A 25,585-nucleotide genomic window follows, 5' to 3' on the forward strand; every position below is an offset into this window, starting at 1 on the left:
GGTCGACATACTGATTAATCAGAGAGGTGCACGGACGTCCGAGTCCTGGCAAGCCGAGAGTCACCAAATCCCCCCTTCTTGGGCTCAGCAGTTCCGATACCGGACCTGCTATCTGCTTAGTCCTCGGCCAAGATGCCAGGACGTCGTGTGGCTATGGACGGTGGCGCTAATAGACTGACCAAGGCGTTGCTCAATCACTGGTTTCCACGGCACCAGACTGAACCCTATGCCGTCGTCCAGCATGGCGTAGCGCCCGCTGGCGAGCATGACACTGCGCCGGTAGATGCCGGCCACCCGCTGCCCATCCGCCACGGGCCGATGCTCCAGGCCGGTTTCGGCGGCAATGTCCTTCGCTGCCTGCGCCAATTCCCGGTTGCGCAGCGCCCCCAGCAGGTTCCGGGCGAGGATCACGCGCTGCCCGCGTCGCTCAGCCAGCCCCTGTTCGACCAGGAAGTCGGCGCGCTGTTGCAGCGTGTTCTTGACCTCGCCGCCAAAGCCCATTTCGCCTAGCCCTCGGCCACCGCCGATCAACTGCTGATCCAGCCAGGTCGCGCCGATCACGCGGGCCTGCCGCTCGATAGGCAGGTGTGATTTCAACTCCACGGCGACACCGCCGAGACGCTGCGCGTCGTACTGGCGGCCGCGTTCGGCCAAGTCGTCCGGCACCTTCCATAAGCCATCGGTCACGCGCTCGACGATGCCAGCGCGGCGCAAGGCTTCCAGCCGGCGGACGTGGGCGGCGACGACTTCCTGCGGATCGCGGTCGGGCTTGGCCCGGCCTTGCTCGATCGCCAGGTGATGATCGGTGCGGTACAGGCCATCGCTCGCCAGCGCGGCGATGTTCTTGTCGGCGGCGCGCACCTCGGCGGAACCGCGCACCTCCACCACCGCGCCAGCGGGATAGTTCGCCAGCTCGTCGCGGGCGTTGAGCGCGACGTAGTGGGCCTTGCCATCGGTGCCGTCGATGACCAGATAGCCGCGGTCGTGCAGCTCGTCGGCCAGCCCCTTCGCGGCCACGCGGCCGAGGATGGTTCGGTCATCGTCGCCCGGCTCGAACACCGCCAGCTCGCGCGGCTCGCCGCGCATGGCCCGCTGCATGGTGCGGATGATGTCGCCGCGCTCGCCCAGGGCGCGCAAGGTCTTCTCCGCGTCCGCATGGATAGCCCAGGTGCCCGGCTGAGTCTCGTCAGCCAAGCCCAGACGCTGCAAGCGTTGCAGGCGGCCGATCAGCAGCAGGCGCTGGCGTTGCAGCCGGGGTTCGTTGAAGCGTTCGATCTGCACCCGGCCATCCTCGCCGGCCTCGCGCTGCAATGTGCGGTCGAGGCTCGTCCACCGCTCTTGCTCCACCTCGCGCTGCAAGGTCTGCTGGATCTCCAGTTCGGTGCGTGGCCCCAGCCATTCCGTCGCCAGTTCGGCGGCCTGATGCCGGAAGCCGTGGGCGATGTAGTCGCCGGCGATGATGAGGTCTTTGCCGGTGTCGTCGCGTCCGCGCACGATCAGGTGGGTGTGCGGGTTGTCGGTGTTCCAGTGATCCACCGCCACCCAATCCAGCCGCGTCCCCAGGTCGGCCTCCATCCGGTTCATCAGGTGCCGGGTGTAGGTGCGCAGGTCGTCCAGCTCCGCACCGTCTTCAGGTGAAACGATGAAGCGGAAATGATGCCGGTCGTCCTGGCAGCGTTCCTTGAAGGCATCGAGGTCGGCTTCGTCGGTCTGCGGGCCATAGGCCAGGCCAGGTTCGCCATCGCGGCCCGTGCCGTCGCGCTCGATATAGCGCAGGTGTTTCGCCAGAGATTGGGGGCTGGCGTTGCGCTGATTGACCAACAGGGTCTTGATGGTCACGCGCCGCGACATGGGCGTCAGCTTCGCGCCCGCGAAGCGCGCCGCCGTGTGGCCGCGCCCAAGCCGCGAGCCGGGCCGTTGGCCAGTGCCGGGACGGTGCACCGCCGACTTGCCGCCGCTGGCCTTGCCGGTCTGCTTGAGCACCTTGGAAACGAAGCTCTGGCCCTGGCCCTTGCCACGATTCTTCGGGGCACTCGGACGCACCCGGAAATCGTCGTCGCGGCGGTCGGTCATGGCTGCGCTCCCCGTAAGCTACGGCGTGTCCTGTCGTGTGAAGCACGCGGACATGTCAGCATTGGCGCGGGCCTCGCGCCCCACGCGGCACGGCGGCAAAGCCGCTCCGTGCCGCGTCCCCCCACGTGCAGACAGGCTTTCGACGCGGCCAGGTGCCGCGTCCTTTTGTCTTGCCTTCCGCCTTTGCCCCTCGCTGTCGCTCCGGGCAGCGTCGGCCCGGCGGCGCTGCTGCGTAGCCAGCCAGCGCGCCGGCGAACGCGGACACGGCCCCAGGCCGGGCGCGTTCGAGGCAAGACGCCTGCACGTTGGACGGCTGCGCCGAAGACAGCGCGAAGTGCGGTGCGAATACACCCGCACTGCACGCGCGACGACACGGCGACGAACAGCAGAACGACACGCCCGATGGCACGATGAGATGCACGGCGACGTGCAGCGAATCGACGGCCTTCATGGGCGGGATTCCAGCCAGACCGGATGCGCGACGCCGATCACGGCGGATGTGCTGACCGGCCCGAAATACCGGCTGTCGAACGACGCCGGGTTGGTCACACTGAGCAGGAACAGTTCTCCGGGTTCAAGGCGGCGGCACTGCTGCCAGGATGGCAGCGCCCGGCCCCAGCGGTCAGCAGGCAGCACGGCGGCCGAAGGCACGCCGTCGATGCGGACTATGCGACCAGTGATGCACACCTCCTGCGGTGCGACGGCGCCCACGCGCTTGAGCAGCGGCACGCGCGCCGGCAGGTAGCCGCGCTGCGCGGCCAGCGCGGCGGTGTCTGGCGGCAGCGTGGTCAGGACGATGCTGCCCACGGACAAGGGGCGTGGCAGCGAGCCGGAGCCGTGCCCCCGCGGATCAACGCGATACCAGCCGACCGCCACGCTGTCGGACGGGTTATAGATCAGGCGCGGCATCGGATGCACGAAAGACGCCCAAGCGAGCGCAGCGAGGCCGCAGGCGGACAGGCCCGCCAGCACGAGGCGAGCGCGCAGGCGCGAGCGAGGACGCAGCGGAATGCCCGCTGCACCGGCAACGGCGGATGGAAGCGTCATGGCAGCGCCCTCCCGGTCAGCCAGGCGGCGTGCCGCTCGGCGGTGTATTCGGGCAGCGGCAAGCGCGCAGCGAGCCGGTTGGCGAGCGTGCGCCAGTACGTGGGCGAGGCGCCGACGGGCGCGATGCCCAGCGCCTCGATGGCGTCGATGCGCTCCAGCACGGCGCGCACCTGGTTCTCCCCTTCGGCGTGGAGTAGCAGGCGCGCGCCCGGCTGCACGCCGGGGATGCGCTGCGCCGCATCCAGCGGTGTGCAAGCCTGCATCACCATGAGCTGCCAGCGAACGGTGCCGTAGTCGTTGGCCTGCCAGCGGATGCGGCACAACATGGCGCCCGGCAGGAACACCGCGCAGCGCCGCCAGCGGTCGAGCTGATGCGTGCGCGCAGGTTCGCCGAAGCGCAGGTAGAGCTTGAAGCGCGGTTCGATGTAGGCCAGCGCCACGCGCGTCAGCGGCGCGCTGGCAGGCTGGCCGGCGAGCATGGCCAGTGACGGCTGCGGCGCAGTTGTGGCCGCGCCAGCGGCCGACGAAGCGGATGCAGTCATGGCGTTTTCTCCCTGTGGTTCTCGGGAAACTCCCGCTCCAGCAAGCCGCGCAGCAGGTCGGCGACGGTCACGCCTTGCGTGAAGGCCGACACCTTGATGCGCGCCCGCATCGCGGGCGTGATGTCGAGCGTGAGGCGGGCCGTGTAGAGGTCGCCCTTGCCCAACGCATCGGCGTCGCCCTGGCGAATCCACGCCTCGGCGTGCGGATTCGCGGGCGGACGCGCGCCGATGCCGACGCGCTTTGCGCGTATCGGTGGCTTCGCTGTCATGTCGGCCACCACAGCAGTTCGTCCACCAGCGCGGTGATTTCGCGTGCGGCGGCGCTGTCCGGCGCCGTCTCGCGTGCAAGCCGGCCAGCGGCTACGCTGTCGGCGAACACGATGCGCTGATGCACTTCCGCGAGCAGCGCAGGAAGCGGTTGGTCGGCCAGCGCCTGGCGCGCTTCGCGCCCGATCACCGTGGTACTGACGCGCCGATTGATGATGAAGGCCGCGCGCAGCGCAGGCCGAAACACCTGTGCCTCGCGGATCAGCGCCACCATCTCGGCGCTGGCCCACAGGTCGTAAGGGCTGGGCTGCACGGGGATCAGCACGCGCTCGGCCGCCAGCAGCGCGGAGCGCGCCAGTGCCGCGATGCGTGGCGGGCCGTCGATGACGACGTGATCGGCCCGTCTGGCGAGTTCTGGCGCCTCTTGGTGCAGTGTTTCGCGTGCGAGGCCCACGGCGCTGAACAGCCGTGGCAAGCCTTGCTGGCTTCTGCGCTGTGTCCAGTCCAGCGATGAACCCTGCGGGTCCGCGTCCAGCAGGACGACGTGCTGGCCGCGCATCGCCAGCTCGCCGGCGATGTGCGTGGCGAGCGTGGTCTTGCCCACGCCGCCTTTCTGGTTGAGCAGAGCGACGATCATGGCGCGGCCCTCCGTGTTGGAAAGCCAGGCTTTTGCTGCTGCGCTTGTGGCCGCGTGGTGGTTGTCCACCGCAGCGGCGTTTCTCTACTAAAAGTTAGAGAAATGAAGTTAGGGAAGTTAGAGGGCGCACAAACCCAATACTGACGCGGGATTGCGGCCGATCGGCACGCCTGATAGCACGACAGTTCCACGCCTGATAGCACGATACCCCGCACGCCTGATAGCACGACACTGTTCACAGGTTCTCCCGGAGTTATCCCCGTGCCGTATGCGGCACGGGCCGGAAGGTCAGCAGCTCCATGCCGTTGTCGGGCATCCGCTCGATGCCCAAGACGTAGCCGGGCAGCGACTGCCGCGCGACGAGCGCGCGCAGGTCGCAGGCGAAGTCGTAGGGCTTGGCGGTGCTGCCGGATTTCTGGTGCAGGTAGCGGAAGTCGAACTGCCAGCCGTATGCCTGCTTGCCGCCGTGCTTGCGCACCAGGCGGTACAGCCACCGCTCGATGCCGCCCGTCAGCCGGAAATACGCCGGGTCGATGGTCAGCACCAGGGCGGCGTCGAGCACGCCCGCAAAGAACCAGTCCGGCAGGATCAGCTCGATGCCCAGCGGCGTGCCGCTGGCGTCGGCCAGCTCCTTCCATTCGTTGATCCACGAAAAGCGGTGCAGGCGCCGGCCTGTCGTCTCGCGGATGGACGTGGCCACCGTGGTCGATTGCAGCCGATCGAGCGCGGCCTTGAGGCGCTGGTAGTCGCGCAGCGACTTGCCGCGCCCGATGAAGCGCAGGATCTCGTAGGGCGTCGCACGCATCAGTCGCGACGGGCGCAAGCCCGCGTCCTTCGCTTCCACGATCTGCGAGGCCGCCCATATCAGCACGTCCGCATCCCAAATCGTGGCGATGCCGTGCTCCTGCGTGCCTTCCACGCGAATCGTCACGTTGCCCGCACGGAAGTCGATGGGCTTGACCCGCTTGGACTTGCCGAGCGAGAAGAACGGATAGGCCATCAAGTCCTGGCTGTCGCGCGGCGCCATGTCGCCGGGCAAGGCGCGGAACAGGTCGAGCTGTTCGCGCTCCTGCAACGGCCGCTGCCGGGACGGCAGCGCGGTGCTGGACATGGCGATGGCCTGCCGCGCGCCGCCGATCAGCGCGCACGGCTGTCGGCCGAGTGGTGCTCGGCGTATTCGGGATCGGAAGTCGTCTCGAAGCTGCGGTCGGCGGCCCAGGCATCGAGGTCGGCCACGGCGTACATGACGCGCCGGCCGAACTTGCGGAAGCGCGGGCCGCCGCCGATCACGCGCTGCTTTTCCAGCGTGCGCGGCGACAGCCGCAGGTACTCGGCGGCTTCGTCGTTGGTGAGATAGCGTTGGGGCTGCGCAGCAGCGGTCGAGACAGTGGCGGCAGGCCGCAAGGGAACGGGACGCATGGTGTGAACCTCCATCGGTTGAAAGCGCCCGGCCACACAGCGCGACCGGATGGAGGCAGTCTCAGAAAACGCGGCCCTTCTACTCAGGGTCGTTTTGCGTCCACATCAAAACGACCCTTCTCAAGTGGCGGAAGCTGTGCTAGGTGGCGATAGCCGCCGCGCATCAGCGCATCGCCGCGCCGCACCAGGCGGCGCACCTTCGAGCGCAGGCCGCCGTCGCTGTACCAGTCGGCCGCAGCGTCGGCACCGAACAGTCCTTCGCCCACATCGCGCAAGGACGCGCCCGCGAGGGTCGCGTCGAGCGCCTGCAAGGTGTGCAGTTCCAGCAGCGCGGAAGGTGTTGGCCTGGGCGTGGTGGCAGCGAAGGTCGCGCCGCGTGCATGACCGCGCACAGGCGCGGCAGTGCCGCTCCGTTGGGCATAGGCCACGGCCATTCCGTCTTCGAGGCCAGCCGCCAGCGCAAAGCGCAGGCAATGGCCTGGGCTGCGCGCGATCAGCGCGAGCTTCTTGCCGTCGTGGAACAGTTGCTTGTGGCCGGGGATGCGCCAGAACGCGAACGCTGCCGCATCCAGCGGGGGATCGGCATCGGGGTAGAGCTGCACCACGGCGACGTGGCCTGGCAGCCAGGCCGGATGCGCGTCGCGCGCATCCAGGGCCGGGTCTTCCAGCAGGCGCAGGCCCCAGCGCTGTGCCGCTTCCTGTGCCGCCTGTGGCCGACGATGGCGGCGCAGCCAGTCGAGCCGGTAGTCGGGATGCCTGCGCAGGTACTCCCAGGCGAGCGCAAGGCCGTCCAGATGCAGCACGTACAGATACGCGGCAGTCGGATACCAGTGCTCGGCGCTGCGATCGACCATGACGCCACCTCCCTGCGAACAGGACTGGCCGCCACGGCAGGGCTACGCGCTACATCACCATCGTCAGAACGTCATGGGTTAAAAAGGCGGATAGGACTGTCAAGACCGATTGGCTCCGATGCGTTGCGGTATTCGTCTCAATGCTGCGGCGGCAGCGCCCCAACCTTGGGCGCGGTACAGGCCAGCGTGCCGCAGCCCGCGCCTGGCATCATGTCTATTTGGATCAGACTGGTGCGGCTACGCCGCAAGAATCCGGATTGAGACTTACCCGGTATGAAATCAGACTGAAAAAGTCACAGTGGGCCGTATTCAGTCCGGGATCGCTCCGTCGCGCTCGGCCAGCCGGGTGTATTCCGACAGCGTGCGCGTGGGGCGGAAATAGAGGTCGCGCATCACGGGCTACTGGCACGGCCCGACGATGCCGGCCAGCTCCGACAGCTTGACGGTTCCCTGCGCCGGCATCCCGATTCCCAGGTCGATGAGTCCCCAGGCGGTGTCGCCATCGGCGGGATCGAGTGCGGCCAGCAGCCAGGTCACATGCGCGTCCGGCGTAAACAGCCGCACCACGGGCACCGGGTCGATGGCCCGGCCAGCGGCGCGGGCCTCGCCGTTGGCGAGCAGTTGCGCGCGCTCCGGGGACGGTGGCGAGTGGCTGGGGCATGGTCGGCAATCCCACAAATCCAATGATGCACGGATGCGGTTTCACGCCCAAGCGCAGAACCGCCAAACCGGATTTACGCCTTCGTGCGCAAGCACGGATGCGCTTGCGTGGCTTTGCTGGAACCCGCCGATGCGGATTTCCGTAAAGGCACGAAAACGTAGAACACCAAATGAACACTATAGATTGTAGTCCTATAGGGCGCAATGGGCTGTCATCTTGGTTTTTCGAGGGAAACCATAGGTGGCGGCTGGGAACTCATTGGCGAAGGCGTTGAAGACCGTTAGAAAGGCGCGTGGCTTGAGCCAGGAAGCCTTCTCTGACGTGTCCAGCCGCACCTATATGAGCACCCTCGAACGCGACCTCAAAAGCCCGACCCTGCATAAGCTGGCCGAGCTGTGCGAGGTGATGGAGATCCACCCGCTCACGCTGCTGACGCTGGCCTACGCGGGCGACAGCCCGCGCAAGGCCGACGAGCTGCTGGCGCAGGTGCGCCGGGAGCTAGAGGCGGTGTTGAAGGAGCGCGACGCGGCGAAGCCGCGCGCGTGACGTGGTGGTGTGCTGCGAACAGCAGCACAGCGCCCCGCCGTGATGGGCGGGGCGCTGCGGCGGTCACGCCGCCTGGGGCTTGCTGCGCGACCAGATCAGGTCGTGCGTGCCATCCTCGCCTTCGATCAGGCGGGCATAGACCGGAGCCGGGAACGAAGGATCGTCGAGGGTCACGGACTTGTATTCCCGCCCGGCCTCGCTGGTCTTGTTCCATGCCGCGCCGATGTCGTGGCCGGCGGCCTGGAGGCGGAAGTCGGGGGCGTTCTCGCTGTTGCCCTTGTCGTTGGGAATCAGCTTGACCTTGACGTTGAGCGTCAGGGTGCGCAGCGTGCCGGTGAAGCCGTCTTTGTCTGCGGTGAAGGTGCCGATGTTGGCCATGATGGTTTCTCCTTTCGGTTGAACAAGGTTCGCGCCCATCGCGTCCTTGTTGTGATCCGGCCGGCGGGGGACGGGCTGGCTGCACCGCTTGCGGTCGAAACGCAGTGGAGAGCCGGGAGGCGAAAAGAATTTGCTGCGCGAGGAAGCCGCGCAGCGGCGGGGAAATTGTTTTCGCTGGGCGGTTGCAGCCATGAAGCCCGAGGCGCAGCCGCGCCCCCGCCAGGATTCACAACGAGACAAGGACGCCTTGGGCCGAACCGCTCCGAAAGGAGATGGGGCCGACTCGGCATCCCCGCCGGACGGCTTCTCCGGCTCACCCGCTGACGCGGGCCAGGTCAACTGCCCGACGACAAGCGAGAACGCCCCCGCTGCACCTTGCGGCGCCGCTCTTGAGGCGTGTTGTGGAAACTCCATAGCGATGCCGGGCGGGTTGTCCGTGAACCGTCCTTCGTGACGTGATGGGCAGGAACCGCCAGCGTTGAGGACGGCACGCACCTGCACAACCTGCCGCAGCAAGCGCCAGCGTGTTGGTCAACTCCCCGTCCATCGCGACGGGGAGTTGACCGGGCCGATCCGGCGCAGCCGGTTCGGCGGCATTGAGGGGCGCCAAGCATCGCGCGGCGGGGATAGCCCGCAGGGCTTTCCCCTGGAGGCAAGCGCAGCGCGCAGCGCCACAGGCGCGAAGGCGTGAGGGATTGAAGCCGAATGGCCGTGACGGCAAAGACGGCACGGGGCGCAGCCCGAAAGCCCGGCGGCGCAGTGCGCCGACACGCCCAGGATTCGAGGCTGCTATCGCACCGTAGCTCAGCTACATGAAGAAGCTGCCCTGATCGGAGTAACCAGCCGGCTCGATCGCTACATCCGCAATGCGCGATTGCAAGGCACGCTTGCAGCGGACGTTCTCACCTCCATCCTGAATCCAAGCTCCGAGACGCCGCTCTACCCAACCACAAGCAACAGCGTCCCCGCTACTCAAATCGCAATACCATTCCGGCTGAATGTCGGCTTTCCGGGGCTTGAGAACAACATTGATGGAAAGCTCGCCACCACTGATGGCATCCACGCTGGCAACGGCAGGCAGATCCTCGTCAAACATGTAGCGGAAGGTGCTGCGCGCGCAGTGATGGCTGTCCTCGGCGCCGCCGGGCCACCAGTTTTCGCCCTCTGACAGCCCGAACAGGCGCTGTTCAAGGCCGGCGTTGACCGCCGACACCATCAGGTTTCTCCATACCCACCAGCGCGCGCTCCGCTGCGTTCGCAGCGGAAAGGTCTTGAACGGTGAATAGGAATGCTCGAATTCCGGCAGCAGCCGCAAGTCGTCGGGTGCGGCATAACCAAATTGCCGCAGGCGTTGCACCAGCCGGGCATTGCTCGGCTTCTGTGCTTCAGCGGTCGCGTGGCCCGCAAGGGCTGCTCGCAGCGCCGCATGGGTCTTGAATCCCAAAGCTGCGGCAACCGCTTCGCTCAGGTGGGACGAAGAAACACCTTTCACACCACGCTGCGCCCTCTGCTTGAGGGTGCGCAAAGCAGCTTCAGAAACAAAAAAGGTCGAGACAGTCATACCAAATTCCTCAGTGACTGGTCGATGTCTGCCGATTACGCATCGACCGAGGAATAGGCACGGTCAGCGAGGGGGAAGCGCGGAAACGTCGTTTAACCCGGCAGCAGGTTCAGCGTGACGCGGCTGTAACTTTCATCATACCGCACGGCTGCCAGTTCGGATATCGCGTTTTGCTGTGGGCATTGAACACCGGGCGCGGCCACTGCCGCGCCCGGATTTTTGCGTCCACCGCGCCCAGGACGGAACGGCCTGGGCGCGGTGCTGAACGCGGTTATTCCTTCGTCTCGATGAGCCACCACACAGCACACGGCAATGCGTGGCCCGTGATGGGATGAATGTCGGTGAGGTCGGTGTGGGCCGCCCAGCCCGAGGGCGGGCGGTAACCGCGCACGTCGCCTGCGCAGTGCCAGCGGCGGGCACGTACCGTGCCGGGTGCATAGGTCGCCGCCATGCGCAGGCGGCTAGCGGGGGTACGGGTCATGGGGGGCTTCTCCTTCCAGCGAAGCGCCCCGGTCGAGGCCGGAGCGCTTGCGTTCGGCGCGGGTCAAGCGGCCAGCACCTCGGCCGGTTCATCTGCCATCGCTTCGACCTCTTCCGGATCTTCCTGCTCTGGGCCTGCCTCCTGCGGGCCTTCGGCCTTGAAGATGGCAGGCATCCAACCCGTGCCATCGGCCAGCCGCTCGGCTTCGCTGGCAATGTCGGCCTTCTTCAACTTCGCCAGCCGGGAAACCAGCTCGGGCGCGTACTCGCCCACGGCTTGCAGGATCGCGGCCTTCGGAACGTGCTTGAAGTAGCCTTCCGCGCTCGGCTGCCACCATGCGGCCATGTCGAGGCCCACGGCCTGCGCGAGTTCCTCGCCGGGCTGGCGCGGCATGGCGCGATGCGTCACCACGTCCACCGTGGACGCCACGCACACGGCCAGCAGCCGCACCAGTTCGTCTTGCGACTTCGCCAGCAGCGCGGCGAACAGTTCGGCACTGTCCTGCGGCAAGGCTGCGCCTGCCACCTGTTGCAGTTCGCGCAGCGCCACGATGGCAGGCGATTCCGGCCAGTCCGGGGCCATGCCTTCCAGTCGGTCTTGCACTTTCAGGCTCACGCCCAGCGGCAAGTCGTGGCCATAGTGGCTTTCCTGCAAGACCGCCTGCACCATGCCATGCACCAGCGCGGCCAACGCGACTTGCGGATGCCGGGCGACTTCGATTTGCAGCGCGGCGGTGCGGTGGGCGCTCAACCGTTGCGCCAGCCGGTCGGACATGGCGGCGGTCTTGGGCTGCCCATCGCTGTCTCCGTCCTCGCCTCCGTCGTCGTTCCCGGCATCCTCGCCGCCGAAACCTTGGCGCAGGCGTTCCAGCGTGCGCAGCGCCTTGGCCTCGGCCTCGCGCATCAGCCCGCGATGAATCACGGCCTGACCGTTGCGGTCTATGGTGACGATGGCACCGGCTGCGGCCTTCACGGTCGGGCTGTAGTCCTGCAAGCCATCTTCCAGCGCCTGCAACTGCTTGCCCACGGCTTCGCCTTCCTCTTGCAGTGCGTCGGCCTTGTCCTCGTCCTCGGCGTCCAGCGCATCATTGAGGGTTTCGCCAATGGCCTGCACCTTGGCTTGCAGCTTTTCGATGCGCTGCGCTTCGCGCTTGGTCGGTTCGCGCCGTTCCTGCGGGGCGCGCTGGAAGGCGTGCAGGTCAGCATGGGTCACGCCCGGCGTGGCGTCCACCCATGCCCAGCCTTCGGCCTTCACCTCGGCGGCGATGCCTGTCAGCCGGTCTTGCGCCAGCCTGTCCAGCAGCGCGGCATCGGTCAGATACACGCCTGCGTCACCTTCCGCGAATAGGTCATGGCGAACACCACCGCCTGCGGCTTCGTAGGTGTCCAGCCCGACGAACCGCACCAGCGGATGCCGGTAGGCGTCGATTTCGCGTTCGGTCAGGCGGTCGCGCAGCGCGGACGGCTGGCGCTGCCACGTCGGCGCATCGTAGTAGGCGGCTTCCTGCGCGGCGTGGTCGTCGGTGATGGCAAGGGCCATCAACTGATCGAGCGTCACAGCTTCGGCGCGGTAGTCGGCCAGCAGGCGCGGCGACACGTTCGCCAGCTTCAAGCGGCGCTGCACCACCAGCGGGGACACACTGAAATCAGCGGCTATGTCCTCGATGGGTCGGCCTTCGGCCACCAGCGCGGCGAATGCCTCGAACTGGTCAGCAGGGTGCATGGCTTCGCGCTGCACGTTCTCGGTGAGGCTGGCCGTGCGGGCGGTGCCATCGGCCACCAGCAGGCAAGGCACGTCCCATTCCTTGTTGATGCGGCGCTTCTTCGCCAGCAGCTTGAGGGCGGCAAGACGACGGCCTCCGGCCACGACTTCGTAACGCTCGCCGTCAGCGGTCGCGGTCACGATCAAGTTTTGCAGCAGGCCGACACGCTGGATGCTGGCGGCGAGTTCGGGAATCGACATGCGCGGGGTCTTGCGCACGTTGCGGCCCGTGGGGCGCGACACCAGCCGCGACAGCGGCACCAGAATCAGGTTCTTGCTAGGGTCGGCAGCTTCCAGCAGCGCGGCAGGCGCGGCGCTGGCCGTGGCGTGGATGGCTTGGGCTTCGGTGTGGTTGATGGCGTTCATGGTGAAAACTCCTTGTGATGATGGAATGCAGCAGCGAATGACGCGGCAGGGGTTGCTGCCTGCTCCTGCCGCGCAGGGGAATCAGGCTTTCAACTGGCGCAGGCCATCGGCCAGCAGCCACAGGGCGCGATTGAGGCGAATATCGGAATCAATGCCCTGCACCGGGCGGGTCTGCTGGTGGCGTCCGTTGGCGCTGCGCCCATGCAAACCGCCTTTGGTAAGGTTCTCTTGGGTGCGGTTGAACACGCTCCACAAGTCCGGGCGGCGGTCGTCGAAACGGCGCGGCATCAGGATTTGCGATTCGGTGATGGGTGCGGGCTTGTCTGGGTCGTCGTACTTGAGCGACAGCGCGGCGCGGGCGAACACTTCGGCCTCGCCTTCGTCCAGCGTGATGGCCTGCATGGATTCGCGGGATTCCAGCGCACGGTCAAAGCCGTGCAACACCTGATAGGCACCCTCGATCACTTGCCCGGCCACGTCGCCCTTATGCGGCACGCGCACATCGGCCACGGTATCGCCGCAAACAAGGCCATTGCTGCACACGAAACGGAACATCCCGGCCAGCATCTGGTAGCTGCTGGTGCCGTCGTGCGAGTTCAACAGGATGATTTCGTTGGCCTCGCCTCGGGCATTGATCTGGCTGGCGTGGCGTAGCCGGATCATGTGCTTGGTGAAGTCGCGTCGGTCTGCGTGGCGGGTCCGGGTCTGCGTCACCATGAAGGGCTGAAACCCTTCTTTGCGCAGTTCGGTCAGTACCGTGGCGGTGGGGATATAGGCGTAACGCTGGGAGCGACTCTCGTGTGGCGCTTCCGCAAAGATGGACGGCGCAACGCGGTGAATCTGGTCATCGGACAGCGGGGAATCGCTGCGCAGTACCGGGGAGCGGGAAGCGAAACGGGATGCGAGTTGCATGGTCTTTCTCCTGACGAAAAGGGTTTGCTGTTCAAACCGCACACCGGATTCCTAGATTCGGAGCCCAGCCTTTCGGCTGTTCGGTGCGGTTGGCACGAGGAACCCGGTTGGCCCTGTTGCCACCGTCTTTCCTGAGTTCATCGCCCACGACGGTCAGGAGCCCACGGACGTGGGCCGTCAAGGAGAAAAGCGGCAGGTAGGTGCGGCCCGCAGGCGCAGCCGAGGACACGGCCTGGCGCGCCTTGATGGCACGCGGACACGGGCTACAGTCGCGGACAAGGTGAAGGAGTCAGGGAAGACGGCTGGACATGGCAACGGCATATCCTTGTATGCCGACCGCACGCAAGCGAAGCGCGCAGGCCCGGATCGAGAAATCCGGGCCGTAGACGTCAGGGATGTAAAAGGCTGGCGAATGCCAGTCCCGTCAGGGATGAGCGAGTAGCGAACCTGGAGCAGCGCGGTCCGCGAAGCGGAGACGCAAGGCTCTTCTTGGCTTATTATCTATTTGTATGTTTCTGCAACCGAAGAAATTTTTTCCATCTCAGGAATCCAAAAGACAAAAGGGGTAGCGCCTTGTCTGATGTCAACTACGAAAAGCAAGCTCAGGACTATTACGGCAAGGCTCCCATCATTATTTTGGGTAGTGGAGCCTCGGCTGCACATGGAATGTCTGGCATGTGGGGGCTTGCGCAGCATTTGATCAGTAAGACTGATGTTTCAGGGCTATCTGATGCTGAGACGGAGTCCTGGGGTATCTTCTGTCAGACGCTGACAGATGGCGTGGACTTAGAAGCGGCTCTCCACCGAGTAGCTGTATCTGAAGAGCTGACGCGCAGAATCATAAATTCCACTTGGTCACTTATAAACGATGAAGATTTCAGCATCTTCAAGAGTGGCTTGCAAAATAGCTCGATGTTCCCATTGAGCCGTCTGCTTGAACATATGTTCAAAACAAGCTTAAAAAAGATAAATATCGTCACTACAAATTATGATCGCTTGGCCGAGTACGCATGCGAGCAAAGCAGAATTCATCACTACACTGGTTTCACACACGGATTTTTCCGTCAACTGGCCACTCCCGATGAATTGACCTGTTCGCGCAGAGTGAATATTTGGAAAGTACATGGCTCTCTAGACTGGTTCCAGTCCCCACTAGAGGACACTGTCGCAATTTCAGGCTTGCAAGAAATACCTGAAAACTACAGTCCACAGATTGTCACGCCTGGCACGCAAAAGTACCAAAAGACGCACCTTGAGCCATTCCGCTCAATTATCAATAATGCAGACGTAGCCATCAACGAGGCAGGATCATATTTGTGCATCGGATATGGGTTCAACGATGAACATATTCAACCAAAACTTATGGCCAAATGTCAGCGACATGGAGCGCCAGTCACCATCATTACATACGCGCTTTCCGAGTCAGCCAAAAGACTTATCCTTGGCGGCAAAGCGCAAAATTATTTAGCCATAGAGCGAGGAGAAACGGATAATCAGTCTATTGTCTACTCTTCTCTGAGCAGTTCTGCGATCGCAGTAGAGAAAAACATCTGGAGCCTTGAGGGCTACTTATCACTCATCATGTAGAGAGGACATATGCCAATATTCAGCTTTAGGGATGAAGAAGCACTCGGGAAGGTTGCCTCGGTTGACACCACAAATGTCATTGTTGATGTCGAGAATGTGTCCCATCTAAAGAGGCTGCAGGTTAATCATCTCGCTGTACTTCAGAGTAGCAGGCCAGGACAGCACCTTATTGGTCTTATTACACAAGTGACCAGAAAACGAGGCATCGAGAATCTTTCTGATGATGGGATCGTAGACCAAAATTCAGAGTTGAATCTGTGCCGCATTACTTTAATTGGAACCATGCTAGATCGCGATGGCTCCAAGGAGAATGTTTTCCGTCGAACACTCGAAAGTGTCCCAGAAATAGATGCAAACTGCTTCGCTCTCGAAGGCGAGAACCTCACTGGATTTATGCGCACTCTCTCCAGTGTTTCTGCCGACGGCAATGCATTGACACTCGGCAAATACACCCTGGATGATAATGCGGTAGCCTACCTTAATGGAAATAAATTCTTCCAGCGCCATGCCTTTATTGGAGGAAGCACAGGGTCTGGAAAGTCTTGGACAACTGCCAAAATTATTGAGCAGATGTCAGGGCTTTCTACGGCGAATGCCATTGTCTTCGACCTCCACGGAGAATACGCGCCATTGACAGGCCCTGGTATTCAGCATTTCAAAGTTGCAGGGCCTGCAGATGTTGAAGCTCAACGAACTATTTCTGACGGTGTGCTTTATCTGCCGTATTGGCTGCTTTCTTATGAGGCACTAGTTTCCATGTTTGTGGATCGCAGTGACCAAAACGCCCCTAATCAAGCCATGATTATGGCTCGCGAGATCAATCAGGCAAAGAGAAAATACCTTGAGGACAATGGGCAACAGGATTTACTAAAGCATTTTACTGTGGATAGCCCAGTGCCATTTAACCTTGACTTCCTGATGTCGAGGCTGAATGAAATAAACGTTGAAATGGTTCCTGGTGCGCGCGGCGAAAAGCAAGGAGATTTCTTCGGAAAGCTCGCGCGCATGATTTCTAGGCTTGAGAACAAAATCTCTGATCGACGCCTCGGATTTATGTTCAATGGCGGTGGAGATATTCTTGATTTCACGTGGCTTGAGAAATTTGCTAGTGCCGCTCTTGGGAGTACAGGAGAGAACGGAAAAGCAGGTATCAAGATCATCAACTTCTCCGAGGTTCCTTCGGACGTTTTACCACTAATCGTCTCCCTTGTTGCACGAGTTACATTCTCAGTGCAGCAGTGGACACCATCAGAGCTTCGCCACCCCATTGCGCTTCTTTGTGATGAAGCGCACCTCTATATGCCTCAGCGGAATATGGCTGATTCCGCCGACGACATTTCATTGGATATATTCGAGCGCATCGCCAAAGAGGGCCGAAAATATGGTGTCAGTTTGGTTGTAATCAGTCAACGTCCATCCGAAGTAAACAAAACACTGCTTAGTCAATGCAGTAACTTTGTATCTATGCGCCTGACTAATGCCGAGGACCAAGGTGTTATAAAACGCCTACTTCCCGACAGTCTCGGCGGATTCAGTGACATCCTTCCCACACTCGATACTGGCGAGGCGTTGGTTGTTGGCGATGCCAGCTTGTTGCCAAGTCGCATCAGAATCGACGAGCCACAGAATAAGCCAAATAGTGGGACAGTGAATTTTTGGGATGAATGGCAGAATCCAGTCAAGGACAATCGGCTAATTATTGCTGTCGATAACTGGCGAAAGCAAAACATCCAGTAGTTAAAATTGGCAACATAAGCTAAGGTCGTTGGGGGGCAAAGCCCCCCAACGTTCAAACCAGCCCTCGCTCGGCAAACGATACTGTATCTGTACCTGCCACAATGACGTGGTCGAGCGTGCGCACCTCGACTAGCTCCAGCGCACCCTTGAGCCTCTGCGTCAGCACCTTGTCGGCACTACTTGGCTCAGGATTCCCGCTCGGATGATTGTGCGAGAGGATCACCGCCGCCGCATTGAGCCGCAGCGCTTCCTTGACCACTTCACGCGGATACACCGATGCACTGTCGATAGTGCCGTGGAACATCTCCCGGTACTCGATTAGCCGGTGACGTGTATCCAGAAACAGCACCGCAAAGACTTCATGCTCAAAGCCTGCCAGCTTGTTGCGCAGGTACTCCTTGACCAGCGCCGGCGAAGTGAACTCAGCACCACGCTGCATCTTCAGCTCGATGGTCTGGCGTGCCGCTTCAAGAATTTGATCCACCGATGCCGGCAGATAGCGCCCATGGGCGTCACGCACCAGCAAAGCGTCATCGAACGAGGAAAAGGACAGTTGCGACATGATCGTGCTCCGGTTGCTCGGGCGGAATTGCCCGAAACCGGCGTCAGCACGGCGCAGCGCAAGCAGTCAGGGGTCGCAGACGGCCGCCAGGACGCAAGCGCGCATGGCGCGCGCCGCCCTTGACGGCGAGAACGCCGTGATACGGTGAAGGGAACAGCAAGACCGCTCCACTCTCTCGGAATCTCGCCGTGGGCAAGCGGAGCGCGTAGGCTCGCAAAAGCCGAAGGCAACAGGGACAAAGCCGGTTGGTCGCGCCCCGGTACGAGGCACGAGGCGTGGCCCGCAAACCCGACGGCGACACACCTGGATGTGCTTTGCTCAGATAAACTCCGCGTGAGAGCACCAACAATCTTTGGAATAGAGGTAAATCATGTGGTTCGTCGTGAAATTTCGAGATGGGAAATCACCTTCCACTGACAAATATCCACACACCGTGTTGGTCCAAGATAATTGGGACGACTACTCCTACAAGACGACCTTTCACGCCACCATTCATCTATCACCAGACAATGAAGTCGAACTCGGTAGCGTGAAGATCCTCAAGGAGGATCAAACTCATGGCCTAACGCCAGTCCCACGAAGAGCATTTCGAGCATTAGGCGAGAAATTTTGCTCCCTCGGTGCCGACCTAGAGTATTACGAGAAGCTCTTCAAGCTAGGAGCGGCTGTCTACGAAGGATATTTGGAAGGGTTACAGGACGTGGCATACAGCGATAGTGTCCGGGCCCAGTTTGAAGATCATGAGGGATTCAAAGTTTCGCTGCTCCGCTTCAGCGGTGCAGAACGGACCATCGTAGATGCCAGTCGTCTATTTACGCGCAAAACCCCAACTATTCGTCGCAGGGGGCGTGGCTTTGTCATGCGATTCAAGACTCAAGTTGCACGTCAGGCCACTCCTTTGATTGTTGATTTTGATTTCCGAAGAAAAGGCCCACTTCCCAACAGAATCAACGTCCTCATTGGTTACAACGGAACCGGGAAGACTCGTATGCTGGCAAATCTAGCGACAGTAGCCAGCGGTTACGGCTATAGCGAGAAAAGGGACTTCTTAGAGAAGCGCGCGGGCCGCTTCGTCGGAACTCAACCACCTTTCAAGTCTGTAGTAGTTGTCTCATACAGTGCATTCGACACATTCGCAATTCCAGGAAAAACCAACATAGAAAAAAGGCGCCTTGAGAATGAAGGTGGAATCTTTGGCTATGTCTACTGCGGCTTGCGCGAACGAATAGATGTAAATGACGATGAAGCTTATCGGCTTAAAAATCTGGAAGAGGTAGATCAAGAATTTCTCAGCGCGCTAGAGAGAATACGAAGCTCTGACCGCATGAGCATATTGCTCGATGTATTGAAACCCCTACTCCAAGATGTCTCATTTCAGCGAATCGGTCTGACCACTCTATACGCGGACAAAAATGAAGAGTCACTTCTTGATCTTTATCATGGACTCAGTAGCGGCCATAAGATTGTCACCAAGATGATGACCGAATTGACCGCACACCTCGACGACGCACATCCAACGCTAGTGCTCATCGACGAGCCCGAGACCCATTTGCACCCTCCGTTACTTGCAACTGTCCTTAAAAGCATACGTATATGTCTCGACCATTTCGATGGCTATGCCATCATCTCGACGCACTCTCCCGTCGTACTTCAGGAGACTCCATCAAAGTACGTCCTCGTACTGAAACGTATCGGTGAACTCTCAAAGGTCGTTGCCCCATCAATCGAAACCTTTGGAGAAAATATCAGCGTTATCACCGAAGAAGTTTTCAATCTCGATGATGGATCAACGGACTGGCACGACACGCTCCAATCCCTAGCCAGATCACATAATGTCGAAGAGATTGAAGACATGTTCGGCCGCCGCCTAGGATTCGGGGCACGATCGTACATGGTAAACATCGTGGAAGAGGATTTGTGAAAGCATGCATTCCATTCCTCCTCCTGACATCGACAGCGAAGACGTATTTGATGACATCACTACCGCAAAACGGCAACCTACACGCCGCCGACTGGAGGCGGCCAGAAGACGTGTCGTGGCCGCATATGGAATGTATGAGAATGCCGCCCCCTCTGTTGAGTCGCTAGTTCCTGCCACCGTAACAAACGTCCAGCGTAAGGCCTTACATCACGCATATTCCGTAGAAACAGCCCCCATGCTGGACCTACGGGAGAAGCTCAACGAGCCCGTGATGGCCGCACGTTGCCCATTCTGTGGCGTCAGTGAGTCAGGCACCCTGGATCATTATCTCCCCAAGGAGCTATATCCAGAGTTCTCAATTTTTGCTTTGAATTTGGTTCCGAGCTGCGCGAAATGCAATACACGGAAGCGCACGTTGATTGTTGATGAAGACACCGATGTCCGATTGTTCCTTCACCCATATTTTGACGATATTCCTAACCAACCATTCCTGACTGTTCGCGTCGGACTCCGCCAAGGTGCACTGCTTTTGGAATTTCGTGTTCGCCGGCCAGCGGGGATGAGCCAAGCCCGATACTTCCAACTGCGCTCCCACTTCAAACAGCTCGATCTAGCAGATCGCTACCGGAAACTCTCGCTTGTCGAACTGCGTGGACGGCATGGTGGCTTTGTTCGCTTTTACCAAAATGGTGGCGGTGCGGCCCGTGTAGCTGCTGAATTACAGGCAGAAGCGGATGACTACGAGGCCGCGCATGGGTCCAACTTCTGGAGAGTCATTCTGTATCGCGCACTCGCAGCACACGATGGTTTTTGTGACGGTGGATTTGATGTCGTGAAACCACCGCAAGCAGATGGAGCTGAACAAGAATGAAATCCCATCCATTTACCCGCCCCACTATCGTCGCCGCAATCGAATTTCTTGGGGAAATGTTAACGCAGGCGAAGTTCGATCAACTCGTGGTGCGGTTAGGGCTGGACGACGAAATCCCGCCGGGGCCGGCAAAGAGTGTGATTGCGAAAAGCGCCGTACTGGCGCGCCTCGTCAATCAACGCGCAACGCAGATAGTCAGCACCTTGGACGGACCTGTGACTCTGGCTGAAGCCGCGGTACGCGAAGCCGTTGGAGTCGCCGTACCGCAGTATGCGAAGGCCGAGCAGGAACGCCTTCTGCGGGGGCTGGCGCTCGACGGCTACGTTGTCTCCTGGGACGAGGATGCACGAATGCCATCGTTACGCGCGGCGTTGCCTGGCGAAGTGGATCTTCCTGCGGCCGATGATGAAGTTCACCAACTGTTGAAGCAGTTCGGGTTCACTGTGCCATTGGGGCATCTCGATCAAGCCATCGACGCGCATGCGCGCGGCGACTGGGCGGCGGCGAACAGCCAGATACGCACGTTCTTGGAAGGCTTGCTAAGCGACATCGCTTTGCACATTGATCCGCAGAAGGCCACCACGCTGGCTTCCAGCGAAAACCGGCGCGCTTGGCTAGCGGAGCGCGGATTTCTCTCGGTCAACAGGAATGAGTGGACCAGCGACGGAAAGAACTACTTGAATGGCCTGTTCAAGATGCTTCATACCGATGGGTCGCATCCCGGCCTGTCGGACGAAGATCAGAGCACGTTCCGACTGCACCTTGGACTTATCACTGGCCGCACCTTGCTTCGCCGCCTGAGCAACGGTCGTTGAGTGTGCTGCACTACGCCGCAGCAAGTTGTCCAAATAGGTACTGAACTTCACCATGTCTCCATGCCGCGCACACATGGAGCCCGAGGTGCAACAGCAACCGCAAACCTCAAGCGTGACCAGCATCGACACTGACCAGTCCCGTCCCTTGCCGGGGACGGAAGCCTACGAGGCGCTGCCGCAGTTTCCGGTGCGTAGCCCCCTTCCCTTCCGGCGCACCATCCGGCGCCAGGAGCTGCGGCAGATCGTCCCACTAGCCGAAACGACGATCTACGAAATGGAGCGCCGCGGCGAGTTCCCGCGTCGATTCAACCTGACACCGCGCTGCGTCGTGTGGGACTTGGCCGAAGTGGAAGCGTGGATCGAAGAACGAAAGCAGGCCCCGCGCGCCTGCCTCTCAAAGCCGGATGTCCATCTACGCAAAACCCGCCCTGTCCGGGCGGGTTCGAGTGACGCATGAGGCCAGGCAACGGCTCTCATCCAACCAAGGCTTCCAGAGCCTTGGACGCCGAGCGCGGCAAGCGACGCCCCTCCTTCGCCACATTGACCTGCAAGGCCACCCGCGCCACCTCAAACACGTCCTTGGCCAGCGAGTAGCTGCCCTTGGCCTGCAACCAGGCCAATACGTCCGCCAAGTGCCAAATCGACGCGCTGCCCTCATGCACCGGCACCGGGAAGCTGCCCGGATGGGCCAGCATCAGCTTGCGCATGTTCTGCCGCGACACGCCCACGATGTCGGCCACGTCGGTCAGTCCAACCAGATCCGGCGCCACTTCGATCAATCGCGCTGTCGGCGCGGCGCGGCGCACATCGGCCAGCGCGCTACGCACGGCCTCGTCCGCATCCGCTGCCTCACGGGTGAATTCCAGCGCCAACCGTCCCGGCTGCCCGATGCCGACCAAGGCATCGTCGCAGCCTGCTTCGCCCAGGCGCTCCACCAGCGCATCCGGGTCGCGGTCATCATCGGTGAGCTGGTATTTCAGAATGAAGGTGTATTCCATCGCGCTACTCCTTGGCACCATCGTTAGCTTCACGCTGCTGGCGGTGCGTGGTGCAGTTGTCCACGACGCGTCGCAAGGCGCGCGCGTGGTTGCCGGGATTCTTCGGCGTGCTCCATACGCTGGTGATGCAGAACTCGCCGCAGCGACACTCCTCATTGTTGTACGGGCAATACATCCGCCCCCAAGCGTGGCTCCCGCCGACCTCGACGCGCCAGCCCTGTCCTTCGGCGTGCCTAAGAGCTTCCTCGACCTCTTGCTTCGGATGAGAGGAACGGGTCATCAGTGATCTCCAGTATGAGGATGACCGGCAAGGTTGTCAAGTGACAACCTTGCCGCCCTTTCAGGCCGTTGCGCTCAACGCAGGAACGATGACGCTCTCCGGCATCAGTTTCGGCACATAGGTCTGCCCGTCGATCCAGGCATCGACCATGTTGGCCCACTCCTGCAGCATGTGGCGCCGCTGCTGGGCGTACTCAGCCTTGTTGTAGATCGAGCGGGAGGAACGCCCGTCCTCATGCGCCAAGCACTTCTCGATCCAATCCCGGTTGAAGCCGATTTCGTTCAACAGTGTCGAACCGGTACGGCGCAGATCGTGGACGGTGAACGGCTCCAACGGCAGGCCCGCAGCCTTTGCCCGCTCCGCGACGATCTGCGTGACGCGGTTCAAGGTCGCGTTCGACATGCAGCGGTCGGAGTTGTAGCGCGATGGCAGCACGAACTTGGAGCCAGCGGCGCAGGTATGCAGCGCAACGAAGATGTCGAGCGCCTGGCGAGAGAGATAGACCACGTGCGGGTTGCGTCCCTTCATCCGCTGCTTTGGAATCGTCCAGGTCGCGTTCTCGAAATCGACTTCATCCCAAGTGGCCTGGATCAACTCGCTCTTACGCACCAGCGTCAGCAGGATCATGCGCAGCGCCAGCCGGATCGTCGGATAGGTCGCCACCGATTCCATCTGCCGTGCCATCAACCGGATTTCCAGGGGCGACAACGCCCGATCCTTCGGCACGAAGGTCGCGATCGACGCCGCGCCGACGCCGTCGGCGGGATTGTCCACCTTCTCGCCATGCAGGATGGCGAAGGCATAAACCTGCTTCACGATGTCGCGGATATGTACCGCAGTGGCGGGCGCACCGCGTGCCTTCACCTTGCTGCAAAGGGCGCGTAGGTCATCGGCAGTGATTTCGCTAAGTTGTCGGTTCTGGAAGACTGGCAGGATGTCCCGATCGACGATGTGCTTGCGCATCGCCTTGGTGCTATCGGCCATCCGGGCACCTTCCAGCCACTTCGCCGTCACGTCGCCGAAGGTCTTTGCGGCAGTCAGCCGGCGCTTCTCGCGCTGCTTCTCCAGCGCGGGGGACTTGCCCTGGGCGACGGCCTTCTTGGCGTCGATCAGCTTTTCGCGGGCCAATGCCAACGAAATGCCCGCCGGACCGTAGCGGCCAATGGTCAGCGTCTCGCGGCGCCCGTTGAGACGGTAATCGTAGCGGAAGGTGACGGTACCGGTAGGCGATACCGTCACGTACATTCCATCGCGGTCAGAAGCCTTATAAATCTTGGACTTAGGCTTGAGGTTGCGCAGTGCGGTGTCGGTAAGCATCGAGGTTTTTCCTCCTGTTCGTGACGGCTTTTACCGTCAGGGGCCAGGAGACCTGCTGATGCTCGGAAAGCCGCATGAAACTAGCTTTCCCGAGGAGACTTTTACCGTCAAAGACGGCTTTGGTCCGAATAGTGAACGGGAGGGTCTTAATCCGGCCTCCGGTTCTTACCGCCACTTCCACCGCCAACCTGTTCTGCTGGCCGGCGATAGTCACCGATAGCTGCCGCGACGTATCCACTTGAAAATCAACACGTTACGGCAGCTTTTCGATAGCTGGCGATAGTCCCCGAAGGACGTCAACTCACTCCCACTCGATCGTGGCAGGCGGCTTGCTCGACACATCGTAGGTGACGCGGGAAATGCCTTCGATTTCGTTGATGATACGGCCGCTGACGGTCTCCAGCAGCTCATAGGGCAGGTGCGCCCAGCGAGCGGTCATGAAGTCCACAGTCTCGACGGCGCGCAGGGCGACAACCCAGGCGTAGCGACGGCCATCACCGACCACACCGACCGACTTCACCGGCTGGAACACCACGAACGCCTGGCTGGTCTTGTGGTACCAGTCGGCCTTGCGCAGTTCTTCGATGAAGATGTGGTCGGCGCGACGCAGCAGGTCGGCGTATTCCTTCTTCACTTCACCGAGGATGCGCACGCCCAGGCCCGGGCCCGGGAACGGGTGGCGGTAGACCATGTCGTACGGCAGGCCCAGCTCCAGGCCGATCTTGCGCACTTCGTCCTTGAACAGCTCGCGCAGCGGCTCGACCAGCTTGAGGTTCATCTCCTCCGGCAGGCCACCGACGTTGTGGTGCGACTTGATCACGTGGGCCTTGCCGCTCTTGGCGCCGGCCGACTCGATCACGTCGGGGTAGATGGTGCCCTGGGCGAGGAACTGGATGTTCTCCAGCTTGCTGGCCTCGGCATCGAACACGTCGATGAAGGTGCGGCCGATGATCTTGCGCTTCTTCTCCGGGTCGCTCTCGCCCGCCAGGTTGGCCAGGAACTGGGCCTCGGCGTCGGCACGGATCACCTTGACGCCCATGTTCTCCTTGAACATGGCCATCACCTGGTCACCTTCGTGCAGGCGCAGCAGGCCGTTGTCGACGAACACGCAGGTCAGCTGGTCACCGATGGCGCGGTGCAGCAGCGCGGCGACCACGGAGGAGTCGACGCCGCCGGACAGGCCCAGCAGCACGTTGGCCGAACCGACCTGCTCGCGGACCTGGGCGATGGCGTCCTCGACGATGTTCGACGGGGTCCACAGGGCTTCGCAGCCGCAGATGTCCTGGACGAAACGCGACAGGATGCGCCCGCCTTGCTTGGTGTGGGTCACTTCCGGGTGGAACTGCACGCCGTAGTAGCCACGGGCATCGTCGAACATGCCGGCGATCGGGCAGCTCGGGGTACTGGCCAGGATGTGGAAGTCTTCCGGCATCTGGGTGACCTTGTCACCGTGGCTCATCCACACGTCCAGGCCGAACACGCCGTCATCGTCGACATGGTCTTCGATGCCATCGAGCAGGCGGCTCTTGCCGACCACGTCGACGCGGGCATAACCGAACTCGCGCAGGTCGGAACCTTCGACCTTGCCACCCATCTGTTCGGCCATGGTCTGCATGCCGTAGCAGATGCCCAACAGCGGGACGCCCAGGTCGAACACCGCCTGCGGTGCGCGTGGGCTGTCGGCTTCGTGGACCGACTCGGGGCCGCCGGCGAGGATGATGCCGCGTGGGTTGAATGCGCGGATCGCTTCATCGTCCATGTCGAACGGATGCAGTTCGCAGTAGACCCCGATCTCGCGCACGCGGCGGGCGATCAGCTGGGTGTACTGGGAACCGAAATCGAGGATCAGGATACGGTGAGCGTGAATGTCGAGGGCCATGACTCAATCTCTGATACAGCTGCGAGCGTCTAGCCGCAAGCTGCAAGTTGATCGGGGGAAAACGCGGTAGCGGCTGCAGCGCAACTACCGCTTGTAGCTTGGAGCGCGTAACG

25 protein-coding genes and 1 pseudogene are annotated in these 25,585 nt (G+C 61.8%); 7 read left to right on the forward strand and 19 right to left on the reverse strand.

Annotation, left to right across the window (positions count from 1 at the left end; genetic code table 11):
* Positions 1 to 108: 108 nt before the first annotated feature.
* The 9 genes and pseudogenes from WCE05_RS13685 to WCE05_RS13725 form a co-directional block, all read right to left on the reverse strand.
* On the reverse strand, positions 109 to 2,073 hold the full coding sequence (locus WCE05_RS13685) for a relaxase/mobilization nuclease and DUF3363 domain-containing protein (protein WP_171891535.1): 1,965 nt from the start codon (positions 2,071 to 2,073) through the stop codon (positions 109 to 111).
* 447 nt (positions 2,074 to 2,520) lie between these two features.
* The gene (locus tag WCE05_RS13690) at positions 2,521 to 3,120 is read right to left on the reverse strand and encodes a S26 family signal peptidase (protein WP_171891536.1); all 600 of its coding nucleotides are present in this window, start codon (positions 3,118 to 3,120) and stop codon (positions 2,521 to 2,523) included.
* The gene (locus WCE05_RS13695; protein WP_033953249.1) at positions 3,117 to 3,662 is read right to left on the reverse strand and encodes a DUF2840 domain-containing protein; all 546 of its coding nucleotides are present in this window, start codon (positions 3,660 to 3,662) and stop codon (positions 3,117 to 3,119) included. The genes WCE05_RS13690 and WCE05_RS13695 overlap by 4 nt, the downstream gene beginning before the upstream one ends.
* Positions 3,659 to 3,931, reverse strand: coding sequence for a hypothetical protein (locus WCE05_RS13700; protein ID WP_058199582.1), 273 nt, complete (start codon positions 3,929 to 3,931; stop codon positions 3,659 to 3,661). Before WCE05_RS13700 ends, WCE05_RS13695 begins: the two co-directional genes overlap by 4 nt.
* Positions 3,928 to 4,566: a ParA family partition ATPase gene (gene parA / locus WCE05_RS13705; protein WP_171891537.1), complete on the reverse strand. Its 639-nt coding sequence runs from the start codon at positions 4,564 to 4,566 to the stop codon at positions 3,928 to 3,930. The genes WCE05_RS13700 and parA overlap by 4 nt, the downstream gene beginning before the upstream one ends.
* Before the next feature lie 253 nt (positions 4,567 to 4,819).
* Entirely contained in the window at positions 4,820 to 5,677 is an 858-nt protein-coding gene (locus tag WCE05_RS13710; protein ID WP_043101170.1) for a replication initiator protein A, read from the reverse strand.
* Between the two features lie 26 nt (positions 5,678 to 5,703).
* Complete coding sequence (locus tag WCE05_RS13715) at positions 5,704 to 5,985, reverse strand: AlpA family transcriptional regulator (RefSeq protein ID WP_058199554.1); 282 nt, start codon at positions 5,983 to 5,985, stop codon at positions 5,704 to 5,706.
* Between the two features lie 83 nt (positions 5,986 to 6,068).
* On the reverse strand, positions 6,069 to 6,839 hold the full coding sequence (locus WCE05_RS13720; RefSeq protein ID WP_058199553.1) for a DUF2285 domain-containing protein: 771 nt from the start codon (positions 6,837 to 6,839) through the stop codon (positions 6,069 to 6,071).
* A 309-nt stretch (positions 6,840 to 7,148) separates the two neighbouring features.
* Positions 7,149 to 7,500 (reverse strand): annotated as a pseudogene (locus WCE05_RS13725) (DUF2958 domain-containing protein).
* 240 nt (positions 7,501 to 7,740) lie between these two features.
* On the opposite strand from WCE05_RS13725, the gene WCE05_RS13730 reads away from it, so the two are divergent.
* Positions 7,741 to 8,046: a helix-turn-helix domain-containing protein gene (locus WCE05_RS13730; RefSeq protein WP_026088574.1), complete on the forward strand. Its 306-nt coding sequence runs from the start codon at positions 7,741 to 7,743 to the stop codon at positions 8,044 to 8,046.
* A gap of 63 nt (positions 8,047 to 8,109) precedes the next feature.
* Here WCE05_RS13730 and WCE05_RS13735 read toward each other — a convergent pair whose 3' ends face one another.
* From WCE05_RS13735 to WCE05_RS13755, 5 genes are all read right to left on the reverse strand, one after another.
* The gene (locus WCE05_RS13735; RefSeq protein ID WP_041836030.1) at positions 8,110 to 8,424 is read right to left on the reverse strand and encodes a DUF736 domain-containing protein; all 315 of its coding nucleotides are present in this window, start codon (positions 8,422 to 8,424) and stop codon (positions 8,110 to 8,112) included.
* Positions 8,425 to 9,232: 808 nt separating this feature from the next.
* On the reverse strand, positions 9,233 to 9,985 hold the full coding sequence (locus WCE05_RS13740; protein WP_058199552.1) for a hypothetical protein: 753 nt from the start codon (positions 9,983 to 9,985) through the stop codon (positions 9,233 to 9,235).
* A 271-nt stretch (positions 9,986 to 10,256) separates the two neighbouring features.
* A complete protein-coding gene (locus WCE05_RS13745; protein ID WP_043101154.1) occupies positions 10,257 to 10,466 on the reverse strand; it encodes a hypothetical protein in 210 nt (69 codons plus the stop codon).
* Positions 10,467 to 10,529: 63 nt separating this feature from the next.
* Complete coding sequence (locus WCE05_RS13750; RefSeq protein WP_058199551.1) at positions 10,530 to 12,593, reverse strand: ParB/RepB/Spo0J family partition protein; 2,064 nt, start codon at positions 12,591 to 12,593, stop codon at positions 10,530 to 10,532.
* An 81-nt stretch (positions 12,594 to 12,674) separates the two neighbouring features.
* Positions 12,675 to 13,505 (reverse strand): DUF932 domain-containing protein, encoded by an 831-nt coding sequence (locus WCE05_RS13755; protein ID WP_058199550.1) that lies wholly within the window; start codon positions 13,503 to 13,505, stop codon positions 12,675 to 12,677.
* A 573-nt stretch (positions 13,506 to 14,078) separates the two neighbouring features.
* Here WCE05_RS13755 and WCE05_RS13760 point away from each other — a divergent pair.
* Complete coding sequence (locus WCE05_RS13760; protein ID WP_171891539.1) at positions 14,079 to 15,092, forward strand: SIR2 family protein; 1,014 nt, start codon at positions 14,079 to 14,081, stop codon at positions 15,090 to 15,092.
* A 9-nt stretch (positions 15,093 to 15,101) separates the two neighbouring features.
* Positions 15,102 to 16,829 (forward strand): ATP-binding protein, encoded by a 1,728-nt coding sequence (locus WCE05_RS13765; protein WP_071562117.1) that lies wholly within the window; start codon positions 15,102 to 15,104, stop codon positions 16,827 to 16,829.
* 52 nt (positions 16,830 to 16,881) lie between these two features.
* Here WCE05_RS13765 and radC read toward each other — a convergent pair whose 3' ends face one another.
* Entirely contained in the window at positions 16,882 to 17,391 is a 510-nt protein-coding gene (gene radC / locus WCE05_RS13770; RefSeq protein ID WP_171891540.1) for a DNA repair protein RadC, read from the reverse strand.
* Between the two features lie 370 nt (positions 17,392 to 17,761).
* Between radC and WCE05_RS13775 the strand changes: the two genes are divergently transcribed.
* The 4 genes from WCE05_RS13775 (at position 17,762) to WCE05_RS13790 (ending at position 21,455) form a co-directional block, all read left to right on the forward strand.
* Positions 17,762 to 19,312 (forward strand): AAA family ATPase, encoded by a 1,551-nt coding sequence (locus WCE05_RS13775; RefSeq protein ID WP_043101139.1) that lies wholly within the window; start codon positions 17,762 to 17,764, stop codon positions 19,310 to 19,312.
* A gap of 4 nt (positions 19,313 to 19,316) precedes the next feature.
* Positions 19,317 to 20,183, forward strand: a complete 867-nt coding sequence (locus WCE05_RS13780) for an HNH endonuclease (protein ID WP_123794453.1) — start codon at positions 19,317 to 19,319, stop codon at positions 20,181 to 20,183.
* Positions 20,180 to 20,998, forward strand: coding sequence for a hypothetical protein (locus tag WCE05_RS13785; RefSeq protein WP_043101136.1), 819 nt, complete (start codon positions 20,180 to 20,182; stop codon positions 20,996 to 20,998). The genes WCE05_RS13780 and WCE05_RS13785 overlap by 4 nt, the downstream gene beginning before the upstream one ends.
* A gap of 85 nt (positions 20,999 to 21,083) precedes the next feature.
* Positions 21,084 to 21,455 carry an AlpA family transcriptional regulator gene (locus tag WCE05_RS13790; protein ID WP_235582662.1) on the forward strand — a complete coding sequence of 124 codons (372 nt, stop codon included), beginning with the start codon at positions 21,084 to 21,086 and terminating at the stop codon, positions 21,453 to 21,455.
* A gap of 16 nt (positions 21,456 to 21,471) precedes the next feature.
* Here WCE05_RS13790 and WCE05_RS13795 read toward each other — a convergent pair whose 3' ends face one another.
* From WCE05_RS13795 to guaA, 4 genes are all read right to left on the reverse strand, one after another.
* Positions 21,472 to 21,996 carry an AlpA family transcriptional regulator gene (locus WCE05_RS13795; RefSeq protein WP_058199544.1) on the reverse strand — a complete coding sequence of 175 codons (525 nt, stop codon included), beginning with the start codon at positions 21,994 to 21,996 and terminating at the stop codon, positions 21,472 to 21,474.
* Between the two features lie 4 nt (positions 21,997 to 22,000).
* Entirely contained in the window at positions 22,001 to 22,276 is a 276-nt protein-coding gene (locus tag WCE05_RS13800) for a hypothetical protein (RefSeq protein ID WP_171891541.1), read from the reverse strand.
* A 60-nt stretch (positions 22,277 to 22,336) separates the two neighbouring features.
* The gene (locus WCE05_RS13805; RefSeq protein WP_058199542.1) at positions 22,337 to 23,593 is read right to left on the reverse strand and encodes a site-specific integrase; all 1,257 of its coding nucleotides are present in this window, start codon (positions 23,591 to 23,593) and stop codon (positions 22,337 to 22,339) included.
* Between the two features lie 301 nt (positions 23,594 to 23,894).
* Entirely contained in the window at positions 23,895 to 25,472 is a 1,578-nt protein-coding gene (guaA, locus tag WCE05_RS13810; RefSeq protein ID WP_225787251.1) for a glutamine-hydrolyzing GMP synthase, read from the reverse strand.
* Positions 25,473 to 25,585: the final 113 nt, after the last annotated feature.

Origin of the sequence: Pseudomonas sp. I2 (assembly GCF_040984075.1) — a bacterium.
Lineage (GTDB): Bacteria > Pseudomonadota > Gammaproteobacteria > Pseudomonadales > Pseudomonadaceae > Aquipseudomonas > Aquipseudomonas guariconensis_B.